Genomic DNA, 13,130 nt, shown 5'->3' with positions numbered 1-13,130 from the left:
TCGCGCGATTGCCAGAGCGTCCCAGTTCTGATTAATTCCAGATAAGAAATGCAGTCGAGGCCGTCCTGCGGCCTCCGCATCGTCGCGGCGCAGCGAAACGGCTGCGGCCGACGGCAGGCACGAACCAAGAGCCGGACGGCGTCGCCCGTGAAACCGGTCGCCACGGCACCGCCCACCCGCCTGTCGGGCTTCGGGCCGGTCCCGGTACGGCATCCCTGGGGAACGGTAGATCGATCCGGCCGCCGGGCGGGCATTCCCTCCGCTCGCGCGCCCTCCATTCTGAAACGGCAGATGACAGCGATGATAAAACTCACGGTCAACGGAGCCGAACGCAGCTTCGACGGCGATCCCGAGATGCCGTTGCTCTGGTACCTGCGCGACGAACTCGGCCTCACCGGCACCAAGTTCGGCTGCGGCATCGCCCAGTGCGGCGCCTGCACGGTCCATCTCGGCGGCACCGCCGCGCGGTCCTGCATCACTCCGATCTCCGCGGCGGAGGGCCAGGAGATCACGACGATCGAGGGGCTCTCGCCCGACGGCAACCACCCGGTCCAAGTGGCGTGGCGCGACCTCAACGTCGCCCAGTGCGGCTACTGCCAGACCGGCCAGATCATGCAGGCGGCCTCCCTCCTCAAGGACAGCCCGAAGCCGACCGACCAGCAGATCGACGAGACCATGAGCGGCAACATCTGCCGCTGCGGCACCTATCCGCGCATCCGCGCCGCGATCCATCAGGCTGCCGGTCAGGCGCCCGCTTCCAAGGGAGACAGCCTGTGATCCACGAAGCAAAACTGATGGCCGAACTCGCCGCCTCCCAGAACGCCGCCGGCCCGGTCCGGATCGACAATGTCAGCCGCCGCGGCATCCTCGGGGGCATGGGTGCCCTGGTGCTCGCCCTCTCGCTCTCGGACCGCGCCAAGGCCGACGAGGGCCAGACCGAGGAGCAGAAGGCGAAGAAGTTCGGCGCCGACGGCATGCCGAACGGTTGGCGCGACGATCCGAAGGTCTTCGTCGCGATCGCCAAGGACGGCACCGTCACCGTCACCAACCACCGCTCCGAGATGGGCCAGGGCGTTCGCACCTCGATCGCCTTCACCGTCGCCGACGAGCTGGAGGCCGATTGGTCGAAGGTGAAGGTGGTCCAGGCCTGGGGTGAGGAGACTCATTTCGGCAACCAGGACACCGACGGCTCGCGCTCGCTCCGCCACTTCTTCCAGCACTTCCGCCATGCCGGTGCTGCCGCGCGGCTGATGCTGATCCAGGCCGCCGCCAAGCAGTGGGGCGTGCCCGCGGGTGAGGTGAAGGCCGAGAACCACGTCCTGACCCACGCCAAGTCGGGCCGTACCCTCGGCTACGGCGACGTCGCCGAGGCGGCCGCCGCCCTGCCGGTGCCGGCGCGCGAGAGCGTGCAGCTCAAGAAGCCGGAAGCCTTCCGCTACATCGGCAAGGGTAAGATCGGCCTGATCGACAACCGCGACATCACCACCGGCAAGGCGATCTACGCCCTCGATGTGAAGCTCGACGGCATGCTCTATGCCTTGGTCGCGCGCCCCGCGGTCTACGGCGGCAAGGTCGTCTCGTTCGACGACACCGAGGCCAAGAAAGTCCCGGGCGTCGTCAAGATCCTCAAGATCGAGGGCGGTGAGATCCCGTCCGAGTTCATGCCGCTCGGCGGCATCGCGGTGATCGCCAAGAACACCTGGGCCGCGATGAAGGGCCGCGAGGCCCTCAAGATCACCTGGGATGACGGCCCGAACGCCTCCTACGACACCACCGCCTTCCGCAAGGAGCTGGAGAAGGCCGCCCGCGCGCCCGGCAAGGTCGTGCGCGTGGCCGGCGACGTCGATGCGGCGATGAAGACCGCCAAGGCGAAGTTCGAGGCGGAGTACTTCGTGCCCCACCTCGCCCAGGCACCGATGGAGCCGCCGGCCGCGGTCGCCCGCATCAAGGATGGCGCCTGCGAGATCTGGGCCTGCACGCAAGGGCCCCAGGCCGCCCATGACCGGGTGGTCAAGCGCCTCAACCTGCCCGCCGACAAGGTGCGGGTGAACGTCACGCTGCTCGGCGGCGGATTCGGCCGCAAGTCGAAGCCCGACTACGTGGTCGAGGCCGCCCTCTGCTCGCAGGCCATGGACGGTCAGCCGGTCAAGCTGGTCTGGACCCGCGAGGACGACATCCAGCACAGCTACTATCACACCATCTCGGTCGAGCGGATCGAGGCGGGCGTCGACGAGAAGGGTATGCCGGTGGCGTGGCTCCACCGCTCGGTGGCGCCGACGATCGGCTCGATCTTCGCGCCCGACCCGAAGCACGAGCTGCCTTTCGAGCTCGGCATGGGCCTCGTCAACAACCCGCTGGCGCTGAAGAACCTGCGGTTCGAGAACCCGGAAGCCAGCGCCCATACCCGGATCGGCTGGTTCCGCTCGGTCTCGAACATCCCGCACGCCTTCGCGATCCAGTCCTTCGTGGCCGAACTCGCCCATGCCGCGGGCCGCGACCCGAAGGATTACCTTCTCGAACTGATCGGCCCCGCCCGGAAGATCGACCCGACCGAGATCGGCGACGTCTGGAACTACGGCGAGGATCCCAAGCGCTACCCCGTCGATACCGGCCGCCTGCGCCGCGTCATCGAGACGGTGGCCGACGGCGCCAAGTGGGGCCGCAAGCTGGAGAAGGGTCGGGGTCTCGGCATCGCCGGCCACTACAGCTTCGTGACCTACACCGCGGTCGCGGCCGAGGTGGAGGTGGACGACAAGGGTCAGGTGAAGGTCCACGCCATCGACATCGCCGTCGATTGCGGGCCGCAGGTGAACCCGGAGCGCGTCCGCTCGCAGATGGAGGGCGCGGTGGTCATGGGGATGGGCCTCGCGCTCACCTCGAAGATCACCTTCAAGAACGGCCGGGCCGAGCAGTCCAACTACGACGGCTACGAGGTTCTGCGCATCGACGCCGCCCCGAAGGTGGTGCGGGTGCATCTCGTACCCTCGAACGACTTTAACAGCCCGCTCGGCGGCGTCGGCGAGCCGGGCGTTCCCCCGGTCGCGCCAGCCATCGCCAACGCGGTCTTCGCCGCCACCGGACGCCGGGTGCGCGAACTGCCGCTGCGCGACCAGCTCAGCACCTGAGGTCGCCGGCCGACGCTCGTCTCCTTCGCCGGGGGAGGGCGTCGGCCGAAATTCGAGGCGTCCGAGGGTTGGCGTAAGCGGCAACCCTCGGGCGCCTCGCGACTTTCACAGGCATCTGTGTTGCACGAGGACCCACCCTTCATGACATCCACCGCCCGCCTCACCCTCGGCCTGTCGCTGGCCGGAATCCTGCTGGCCGGGCCGGCGCTCGCGTCCCCCTGCTCGGACAAGATCGCGGGACTCAACGGCCGGGCGAAGTCCGAGGCCTCGGATTCGATCTCGGCCGCGTCGAGCGGCAAGTCCGTCGCCGCCCAGCGCGAGGGCGAGGGACAGACCGGCACCGGCGGTCAGACCGACACGGGCACCGCATCTCCGGAGAAGTCCGCCGAGGCCGGCAAGGGCGGCGAGCACGCGCAACAGGCTCGTGTGGCCATGGAAGAGGCCCTGGCGGCCGACAAGAAGGGCGACACCGCAGGCTGCGAGGCGGCCGTCGCCCGGGCGGAAAAGCTCCTCGACGCCAAGCCCTGAGCGGAACGCGGCGCGTCCGCGAATTTCCATCGATCGCATTTACGGAGGGAAGGCGCGATGCGATCGTGCCTTTCCGCCCGCGCCAGTCTTTCCTTTGTCCTCCGCGCACCCAACCTTCCCACATTGCCGACACCGTCGTCTGCAACCGCGCATCGTTCGCGCGTGAGCCCGCATTTCGGGAACCCAGAGACGACCGCATGACCGAGATCTCACCGGAGGTTCTGGACCTCCGGTTGCGCCAGCAGGCGATCCTGTCCGATTTCGGCGTCGAGGCCCTGCGCGCAACCGAACTTCTGCCTCTGCTGCAGCGGGCGACCGAACTCTGCGCCGAGGGCATGGACGCGCAGTTCTGCAAGGCACTCGAATATCAGCCGGCGCAGGACATGCTGCTCGTCTGCGCAGGCGTCGGCTGGGAGCCGGATTGTATCGGGCGGGCCATCGTCGGTGCCGACCTCGCCTCGCCCGCGGGCTATGCCCTGAAGACCGGCCGCCCCGTCATCTCCAACCATCTGGAGAACGAGACCCGCTTCCGCACGCCGGAGCTGATGGCGAGCCATGGCATCCGCCGTGCGGTGAACGTGCTCATCACCAACCGCGAGGGGCATTACGGCGTCCTGGAGGTGGATGATACCCGCGAGGGCATGTTCGGCCCTGCCGACATCGCCTTCATGCAGGGCTTTGCCAACCTGCTCGGCAGCGCGATCGAGCGGCAGCGCTCGGAGGCTCAGCTCAAGGTCGCCCTGGAGCGGCAGGACCTGCTGAGCCGCGAGATGAGCCACCGGGTCAAGAACAGCCTCGCCGTGGTCGCGGGGCTTCTCGCGCTTCAGGCGCGCGGCACCGACAACGAGGACGTGAAAAGCGCTCTTGCCGACGCGCGGGCCCGCGTCGAGGCGGTGGCCCAGGTCCACGACCAGCTCTGGCGTCAGCCCGACCTCACGCGCATCGACGTGGCCGGCTTCCTCGAAGCCTTGTGCGAAAAGCTCACGGAGACGGCGGGCGCCCATGCCTTGATCTGCCGCGCAGAGACGGTGACCATGCCGGCCGATCTCGCAATTCCGCTCGGCCTCTTCGTGAACGAACTCGTCACCAACGCCATCAAGTATGCCTATCCCGACGGACACGGCGAGATCCGCGTCGAAGCCGTCATGCGCGAGGATGGCGGACTCACCGTCTCGGTCTGCGACGACGGCATCGGCCTGCCACCGGGCTTCGACCCGCTGAAAACACGTGCGAGCCTCGGGATGCGCGTCGTCAGCAATCTTTCCCGACAGCTCGATGGCACCTTGACGCTGAGGCCGGGCAAGGGCGCCCAGTTCGAGCTGCGGATGGCGCCACGCGGGTGAACCGGGCTCGGCACGAGAACCGGCCCCGGCTCAAGTGTTCGCGGATCAGTTGCCCCCGCCGCTGCCGCTTCCGCCGCCGCCGCTGCCCTGCGGCACGGCGCGCGAGGGCTGGTTGGCATTGCCGCCCGCGGCCGAATTGGTCTGCACCGTGTCCGCCCCGGTGCTGCCGCGCGGGATGGTGACGTTCGTATCGGCACCGGTGTTGTTCTGGCCACCCGCCACGGGTGCACCGGACTGGGGCGCCGTCGGTGCCGTGGTCTGGGCGAAGGCCGGGCCGGCAAAGGCCAGCGTCGCGGCCAGGATCAGGGTTCGCATCAAGTCCTCACGTATCGAGTGATGGAACCGCCGCTCGGGTGCCCGTCGCGCAGGCCGGCGGTCGGTCTGTGATGGAAGAACCACGCAGACGGATGTTGGGTCCGAGAAAGTCGTGCGGCCAAAGCGCTTTCGCCGTTCGACAGGATCGCCGCCCCGCCGTAACCAAGAAGCGAAGCACGGGAGAAGCAGAGTGACACGCCGCACGAAGACGCTTGCCGAGCGCCGGCGCTCGCATCCGAATCGGGGACGCGCCGGCCTTGCCGCCCTGCTGTTCCTTGCGGCGAATCTACTGCCGACGGCGCACGCATCCACGCAGGAGACGGTCCGACCGTCCGGCGACTGGCCGGCCTTCGGACGCGACGCCAGCAACACCCATCATTCGCCGTTGGCACAGATCGACCGCGGCAATGTCGGCCGCCTGCGCCCGGCTTGGATCTTCCAGACCGGCGTCACCGGCTACTTCCAGGCCGAGCCGGTGGTGATCGAGGGCGTGATGTACGTCTCCACCACGGGCAACCACGTCGCGGCGCTGGACGCGAAATCCGGCAAGACGCTGTGGACCTACACCCACAGGGCGCGCACGGAGAAAATCTTCGGGCCGCCTTCGAACCGGGGCGTGGCGGTCGCGGGCGGCCTCGTCTTCGAGGCGACCATGGACGGGCGCGTGATCGCCCTCGACGCGAAGACCGGCCGGCTGGTCTGGGACCGCGAGGCGGTGCGACCGGAGGAGGGCGAGACCGAGACCGCCTCGGCGCTCGCGGCGAGCCTCGGCGACAAGCCGGTCCAGGGCTCGAGCCGCCTGGGCTTCAAGATGCCGCCGCTGGTGGCCGACGGCCTCGTCATCGTCGGCGTGACGGGGGCGGGCTACGGCCTCCATGTCGAGGACGAGAAGGGCGGGCTCGACGGCGGCGCGGTGGTCGGGATCGAAGGCGGCTATGGCCGTCGCGGCTGGCTCGCCGCCTACGACGCGAAGACCGGCGAGGAGCGCTGGCGCTGGTACGTCACCAAGGCTGACGGCTGGGAGGGTGGCTTCGCGGAGAAGACAGCGGACGGAATCCCGCTCCACCGCGACATCGCCGCGGAGAAGGCCGCCGCCCCCGAGCACCGGGAAGCGTGGAAGGTCGGCGGCGGCTCGCTCTGGATGACGCCGGCCTACGATGCCGATCTCGGGCTGATCTATCTCGGCACCGGCAATCCGGCGCCGCAGAATTTCGGCCTGACGCGCCCCGGCGACAACCTCTACACGATGGGTCTCGTCGCCCTTGATGTGAAGACCGGCAGCTTGCGCTGGCACTTCCAGCAGGTGCCGCACGAGCAGTGGGGCTACGACGTGGCGAGCCCGCCCTTCCTCCTCGACTACCCGACCGAGAAGGGCGTGGTGAAGGCGGTGGCGCAGGCGAGCAAGCTCGGCTGGATTTATGTCCACGACCGCGCCGACGGGCGGCTCCTCGCCAAATCCGCCCCGCTCATCACCCACAAGAACCTGTTCGTGCCCCCGAGCCCGGAAGGCACGGTGGTCAGCCCCGGCCCCCTCGGTGCGGTCTCCTGGCATCCGGTGGCCTACGATGCGGGCAGCGGCCTCGCCTTCGCCCAGGTGCGGCACGGCGCGGCGACCTACACGGTGAAGACCGCGCCGGCCGCAGGCGGACGCGGCGAGATCCGCTACACCGAGACAGGGGAGGCGAAAGGAGAGCCGACCTTCTCGACACTGACCGCGGTCGATCTCGCGCAGGGCGGAGCAGTGGCATGGTCGCGCAAGGCGGGCAGCCGGCTCTCCGGTGGCACCCTCGCCACGGCGGGCGGCCTGGTCTTCTCAGGCGAGGAAGACGGGCATCTCGACGCGCACGACGCGAAGACCGGCGAGATCCTCTGGCGCTTCCAGTGCGGGGCGGGAATCGGCGGACCGCCGGTCACCTACACCGTCGAAGGCCGCCAATACGTGGCCGTCGCCGCGGGCGGCGCCTCCTTCACCAAGGCGTCCGGCTTCGGCACGGGCGACGCGCTCGTGGTGTTCGCGCTGCCCGAGTAGCGGGCACCCGCCTCACTCCGCCGCGCCGGACTCCTCGTCCCCGTCATCCGGCTCGTGCCCGTCCGCCTCGTCCTCCCGCGCCTCGTCGGAGGCGGGGCGGGGGGTTCCAGCCGCGTAGAAGTCGCCTCGGCGCACCGCCTCGCCGCTATTGGCCATGACGCTGAGATAGGTGTTGAGCGTGTTGGGCGCGACATCGGGCAGGCGCCGCGCGATCTCGGCATGCGACAGGCCCTGCGGCCCGGCCTCCTCCAGGAGAGCCTTCAGCCGCCCCTTGGCCGAGTTGGCCCGCGGGCCGCGGCTGCCCCGCCCGCCGCCGCGCGCCGAACGCGCCTCACCCGGAAACGCCGGTGCGACCGCGCCGCGTCCGCTCGTGACCGCCTCCGAGGGGCCGCCCTCCACGATGGAAGCGAGGGACTTCTCCGCGGCCCGGAGCTTGGTCAGCTCCCCGGAGACACGGTCGTACTCTGCTTGGAGATCGGTCATCCGCTGCCGGACATCGGCCAGGGCCTTGGCCAGCGTATCGCCTTCGGACATCACGGAGATTCTCAATCAAACGGGGAGGCAGTGGGGCCTACAGCCACAGCCGGCCCCACGCGTCAACGGGATCGGGTTCGCAGACCGGCTCCGTTGTAGGCCTCAGCCGCCGGCAGGGCGGGCCGGCGGCGGCAGGAGCTTGCCCGACTGGTAATCCATCGGATGCGGCTTCGGCGGCGGCGCGTCCGGATTCTTCTGCCAGCCCCTCCGGCCCTCGGCGAGGCCGCATTCGACGAAATGCACAAGCGGATTGCAGCCGCTCTCGCGCACGTCCGGATTGGCCTTCAAATAGCCCTCGCCGCTGAAGCCGGCGCTCGGATCGCGTCCCTCGCGCCAACCGTAATGGATGTAATGGACCAGCGGCCCCTGCGGGAACGCGCGGACGTCCGGATACCAGTACAGGTAATAGATCGGATCGAAGCCCGGCAGCGGGGTGCGAACGATCGAGGACGGCGCTCGCCGCGTCGTCAGCGCCGACAGACTCGGCTTCTTCAGAAACTTCTTCACCGCGCGCACGGCTCTCAACGACTCTCTTGGACAGGTCATCCGTCATCGGCGGATTGCGACGGCCTGTCCAGTACCGGAGAGCCACATCGGGCCGGAGGGCAGGTTCACCGCGCCGGCCGGGCGCGCTTTTTGCCGATGTCACGGCACATGTCCCGTTCCAAGCGGATCGGTCCGCGAGAACCAGGTAGACCACGCCGAACAAACCGGGCAAAAGTGGCAAATCGCGCAGAGAACGCGAGGGCAGTGGAGGCGTGGTGATGCGGCGGGTCGTCCTGCCCGTGGGGCTGGCGCTCGGCGCGGGTGCGCTTGGAGCGCTCATGCTGACCGAAGCCGGCATCGGCTTGCGCGTGAAGGCCGGCCCCATCCTCTCGGACCTGCATGATCGGTTGTCCGGGGTGACGACGCCCGCGGCGCATCAGCTGCCGGCCGCACCGAGCCCCCCGCCATCGCGGGTCGCGGTGGAAGGCGGTCAGGCGGTCGTGCGGCTGACCGATGCGGAGCAGGCGCGGATCGGCATCGCGACGGCGCGCCACAAGCGGATGCCCCACCGCATCGAGGTCCAGGCCTTCGGCTCGGTCCTCGATCTCGCGCGGGTCACGGAGCTCACCAACAGCTACGCCAGCGCCAGGGCGCAGTTGCAGACCGCCGAAGCCAAGGCGGAAGTCTCGCGCGCCGCCTACAGCCGGGCGCGCAGCCTCGGCCAGTACGCGACGCAGGTACAGCTGGAGACGGCGGAGGGCACGTTCCGCACCGACGAGGCGGCGCTCGCCGCGGCGCAGTCGCAGGTCCGGACGCTCGCGGCCACGGCGCAGCAGGAATGGGGCACGGTGATCGGGCGGGCGATCATCGAGCGCTCGCCCGTCATCACCCGGCTGATCGAGCGCACCGACTTCCTGGTGCAGGTGACGCTGCCGCCCGGCGAGACCCTGAGGGCACCGCCCGGCACGGCCCATGCCGAGGTGCCGCCGCAGAGCGAGCGCGTCGCGCTGCGCTACGTCTCGCCCGCGACCCGGACCGACCAGCGCATCCAGGGCGTCAGCTACTTCTACACCGTGGCCGGCGATAGCGGGCTGCTTCCGGGCATGAGCACGCTCGCCTTCCTGACCTCGGAGCGTGAGACCACCGGCATCGCCGTGCCGGAAAGCGCCGTGGTGCACTGGCAGGGCGGCGCCTGGATCTACCGGAGCGTCGGCGACGACGCCTTTGCGCGCCATCCCCTCCGGGCCGACGCACCGATCTCGGCCGACGCCTACGTCGTGGACGATCTCGGGCCGGAGGCGGAGATCGTCGTGACCGGGCCGCAGGCGGTCCTTTCCGAGGAGCTGAAGGGGCAGATCCAGTCCTCGGATGCGGACGACGATTGAGCATGCTCGACCAACGGCCCGCACGCGGACCGGCGCGCGATGATCCGCCGGCCCCGCCTCCGCCGGCCTTCTCGCCTGCGCCCGCGGCTTCGGGCCCTCAGGCCGCCCTGGTCGCCTTCGCGGTGCGCCGGCCCGGCATCGTCCTGGCGCTGGTCCTGGCGCTCGCCGTCTACGGCATCGTCGCCTTGGGTTCGGCGAAGTACGACGTCTTCCCGGAATTCGCCCCGCCCACGGTGACGGTGCAGACCGAGGCGCCCGGCCTCAACCCCGAGCAGGTCGAGACCCTGGTGACACAGACGCTGGAGGTCGCGATCAGCGGCCTGCCGGGGCTGGCGACGATGCGCTCGAACTCGATCCAGGGCCTCTCGGTCATCACCGCCACCTTCGCCTCCGGCAGCGACATCTACCGGGCCCGCCAGCTCGTGAACGAGCGTCTGGCCTCCGTCACCGCGCGGTTGCCGCAGGGCGTGTTGCCCCCCACCATGACGGCGCTGACCTCCTCGACGAGTTCGGTGCTCCTCATCGGCCTGACCTCCCCGACGCCGTCACTCATGGACCTGCGCACGGTGGCCGATTGGCGCCTGCGCCTGCGCCTGCTCGCCGCCCCCGGCGTCGGCGAGGTGCTGGTCTATGGCGGTGACACCCGCTCGATCCGCATCCAGGTCCGGCCGCAGGACTTGGTGCGCTTCCGCATCGGCCTGAACGACGTGCTCTCGGCCGGCCGCAAGGCGACGGGCGTACGCGGGGCGGGCTTCGTCGATACCGTCAACCAGCGCATCACCCTGCAGACCGAGGGGCAATCCCTGACCCCGGAGGCGGTGGCGCGCACCGTGCTCATCAACGAGGGCGGGGCGAGCGTGGTGCTCGGCGACGTCGCCGACGTGGCGGTGGCGCCGGAACCGGCGATCAGCGCGGCTCTCGTCGATGGCAAACCGGGCGTGCTGCTGATGGTCGGCGCGCAATACGGCGCCAACACCCTCGACGTGACGGCGGGCGTTGAGGCGGCGCTCGCCGAGATGCGCCCCGGGCTGGAGCGCGACGGCATCACCCTGCGCACCGACCTGTTCCGCCCGGCGAGCTTCGTCACGCAGGCCACCGACAACGTGGTCCAGGCACTCGCCCTCGGCGGCATCCTCGTCGTCGTGGTGCTGTTCGTCTTCCTGGCCGATTGGCGCACGGCGCTGATCAGCGCCACGGCGATCCCGCTCTCGCTGATCGGCGCGGTGCTGATGCTCGGCCTGTTCGGCCAGAGCCTCAACACCATGACGCTGGGCGGCCTCGCCATCGCCATCGGCGAAGTCGTGGATGACGCGGTGATCGGCGTCGAGAACGTCATGCGCCGCCTGCGCGAGAACCGCCGCGCCGCCGTGCCTTTGAACGGGGCGAGGGTGGTGCTCGACGCGATCCTGGAAGTGCGCGTCTCGGTCGCCTACGCCACCTTCGCGGTGCTGCTCGTGTTCCTGCCGGTGCTGGCGCTGACCGGCGTGCCCGGCCGGCTGTTCGGCCCGCTGGCGCTGGCCTACATCCTCGCCGTTCTGACGTCGCTCGCCGTGGCGCTGACGGTCACGCCCGCGCTGGCCCGCCTGCTGCTCGCTGGCCGCACGAACCTGCCGAGCCGCGAGCCGCCGGTGAGCCGCCGCGTGCGGGGCGTCTATATCAGCGGGCTCGCGCGGCTCAACCGTCACCCGCGTCTCGTCTTCGGCACCAGCCTCGCCCTGACCCTCGCGGCAGCCCTGCCGGTGCCGTTCTTCGGCGGCATGTTCCTGCCGAACCTCAAGGAGGGGCACCTCATCCTGCACATGGCCTCGGCACCGGGCACCTCCCTTCAGGAGACGCTGAGGCTCGGCGAGCGCATGACGGCGGGGCTGAAGGCGGTGCCCGGCGTGCGCGCGGTGGCCCAGCAGGTCGGGCGCGCCGAGGCGGGCTACGATCTCGGCGGCTCGCATGACAGCGAGATCCATATCGACCTCGAACCGGGCCTCGACGGCGCGGGGCAGGAGCGGGCAGAGGCCGGCATCCGCGCGCTGATGGCGGCGACGCCCGGCGCGAGCTTCTCGCTCAAGACCTTCCTCACCGAGCGCATCGAGGAGGTCGTCTCAGGGTTCACCGCGCCGGTCGTGATCAGCGTCACCGGCACGAATCTCGACCGGATCGAGGCCACCGCCCGCGACGTGGCGCGCGAACTCGCCGAAGTGCGCGGCGCGGCCGACGTCCAGCTCAAGTCGCCGCCGGGCCTGCCGCAGGTGAATGTAAGCCTGCGTCCGACCGACCTGCGCCACTGGGGTCTCGACGCGATCGAAGTCCTGGAGATCGTTCGCACCGCCTATCAGGGCGATGTCGTCGGCCAAGCCTACGAGGGCAACGCCGTGTTCAACGTCGTCGTGGTGCTCGAACCGATCGTGCGCACGCGCCTCTCGACGCTCGTCAACCTGCCGCTGCGCACGCCGAGCGGCAGCTACATCCGGCTCGCCCAGGTCGCCGACATCTACGAGACCGCCGGCCGCTATGCCGTCGGCCATATCGGCGCGCAGCGGGTGCGGGTGGTGACCGCGAACGTGGAGGGGCGCGACGTCGCCTCCTTCACCGAGGCCGCAAAACGCAAGATCGCCCGCGAGGTCGCGCAGCCCTCGGGCATCGATATCGGATTTGGGGGGGCCGCCGAGACGCAGGCGAAGGCGCGGCGCGAACTCGCGCTCTATGCAGGGCTCGCCGGTCTCGGGATCGTGCTCCTGCTCCTCGTCGTGACCGGCTCGCTGACCAATCTCGCCCTCGTCCTCGTCAACCTGCCCTTCGCCTTCGTCGGCGGCGTGTTGGCCGTAACACTGAGCGGCGCGGTGATCTCGCTGGGCTCGATCGTCGGCTTCGTGACGTTGTTCGGCATCTCGCTGCGCAACACCATCATGATGGTCGCGCATTACGAGCATCTGGTGCTGGTGGAAGGGCGACCCTGGAACCTCGCGGCGGCCATCGATGGCGCCTCCGACCGTCTCGTGCCGATCCTGATGACGTCCCTCGTCACCGGCCTCGGGCTGCTGCCGCTGGCGCTCGGTGCGGGTGAACCCGGCCGGGAGATCGAGGGCCCGATGGCCCTGGTCATCCTCGGCGGCCTCGCGACCTCGACTTTGCTCAACCTCGCCGTGCTGCCGATGCTGGCCCTGCGCTTCGCCCGGTTCAAGCCCGCGGAAGGCGTGCTGTGACCGTCGGATCGGAGGCGAGATCCCGCTTCCTAGAGCATCATCCCGAAAGGTGGTTGCCGGCTTTCGGAAAAGGATGATGCTCTATCCCGACGCGGCGTCGGCCCGCGGGCCTGTTCCGTACCTGTCGAGAACGTCTCCGGCGCCGTATGGCGCCGGAGGGTCATCTGTTCCGTCGATGCGTCTCACGA

At 69.8% G+C, this 13,130-nt stretch carries 10 protein-coding genes; 7 read left to right on the top strand and 3 right to left on the bottom strand.

Annotated elements, in window-relative coordinates; genetic code table 11:
* The first annotated feature begins 300 nt into the window (after window positions 1–300).
* The 4 genes from Y590_RS22435 (at window position 301) to Y590_RS22420 (ending at window position 4,996) form a co-directional block, all read left to right on the top strand.
* Window positions 301–777: a (2Fe-2S)-binding protein gene (locus tag Y590_RS22435; protein ID WP_060772416.1), complete on the top strand. Its 477-nt coding sequence runs from the start codon at window positions 301–303 to the stop codon at window positions 775–777.
* Window positions 774–3,125, top strand: coding sequence for a xanthine dehydrogenase family protein molybdopterin-binding subunit (locus tag Y590_RS22430; protein ID WP_060771794.1), 2,352 nt, complete (start codon window positions 774–776; stop codon window positions 3,123–3,125). Before Y590_RS22435 ends, Y590_RS22430 begins: the two co-directional genes overlap by 4 nt.
* A 141-nt stretch (window positions 3,126–3,266) precedes the next feature.
* Window positions 3,267–3,653: a hypothetical protein gene (locus Y590_RS22425; RefSeq protein WP_060771793.1), complete on the top strand. Its 387-nt coding sequence runs from the start codon at window positions 3,267–3,269 to the stop codon at window positions 3,651–3,653.
* A gap of 197 nt (window positions 3,654–3,850) precedes the next feature.
* Complete coding sequence (locus Y590_RS22420; RefSeq protein ID WP_060771792.1) at window positions 3,851–4,996, top strand: sensor histidine kinase; 1,146 nt, start codon at window positions 3,851–3,853, stop codon at window positions 4,994–4,996.
* A 45-nt stretch (window positions 4,997–5,041) separates the two neighbouring features.
* Here Y590_RS22420 and Y590_RS22415 read toward each other — a convergent pair whose 3' ends face one another.
* Entirely contained in the window at window positions 5,042–5,311 is a 270-nt protein-coding gene (locus Y590_RS22415; protein ID WP_060771791.1) for a hypothetical protein, read from the bottom strand.
* A gap of 190 nt (window positions 5,312–5,501) precedes the next feature.
* Between Y590_RS22415 and Y590_RS22410 the strand changes: the two genes are divergently transcribed.
* Window positions 5,502–7,340: a pyrroloquinoline quinone-dependent dehydrogenase gene (locus Y590_RS22410; RefSeq protein ID WP_060771790.1), complete on the top strand. Its 1,839-nt coding sequence runs from the start codon at window positions 5,502–5,504 to the stop codon at window positions 7,338–7,340.
* Window positions 7,341–7,352: 12 nt separating this feature from the next.
* On the opposite strand, the gene Y590_RS22405 is transcribed toward Y590_RS22410, so the two are convergent.
* Window positions 7,353–7,874, bottom strand: coding sequence for a hypothetical protein (locus Y590_RS22405; RefSeq protein ID WP_060771789.1), 522 nt, complete (start codon window positions 7,872–7,874; stop codon window positions 7,353–7,355).
* Window positions 7,875–7,976: 102 nt separating this feature from the next.
* Window positions 7,977–8,390 carry a hypothetical protein gene (locus Y590_RS22400; RefSeq protein WP_060771788.1) on the bottom strand — a complete coding sequence of 138 codons (414 nt, stop codon included), beginning with the start codon at window positions 8,388–8,390 and terminating at the stop codon, window positions 7,977–7,979.
* Between the two features lie 248 nt (window positions 8,391–8,638).
* Here Y590_RS22400 and Y590_RS22395 point away from each other — a divergent pair, with 248 nt between their 5' ends.
* Both Y590_RS22395 and Y590_RS22390 read left to right on the top strand, forming a co-directional pair.
* Complete coding sequence (locus Y590_RS22395; protein ID WP_060771787.1) at window positions 8,639–9,745, top strand: efflux RND transporter periplasmic adaptor subunit; 1,107 nt, start codon at window positions 8,639–8,641, stop codon at window positions 9,743–9,745.
* Between the two features lie 2 nt (window positions 9,746–9,747).
* Window positions 9,748–12,942: an efflux RND transporter permease subunit gene (locus tag Y590_RS22390; protein ID WP_060771786.1), complete on the top strand. Its 3,195-nt coding sequence runs from the start codon at window positions 9,748–9,750 to the stop codon at window positions 12,940–12,942.
* Window positions 12,943–13,130 lie beyond the last annotated feature (188 nt).

The sequence above is a fragment of the Methylobacterium sp. AMS5 genome (genome assembly GCF_001542815.1).
Lineage (GTDB): Bacteria > Pseudomonadota > Alphaproteobacteria > Rhizobiales > Beijerinckiaceae > Methylobacterium.
This window is presented reverse-complemented; position numbering and strand designations above follow the sequence as displayed.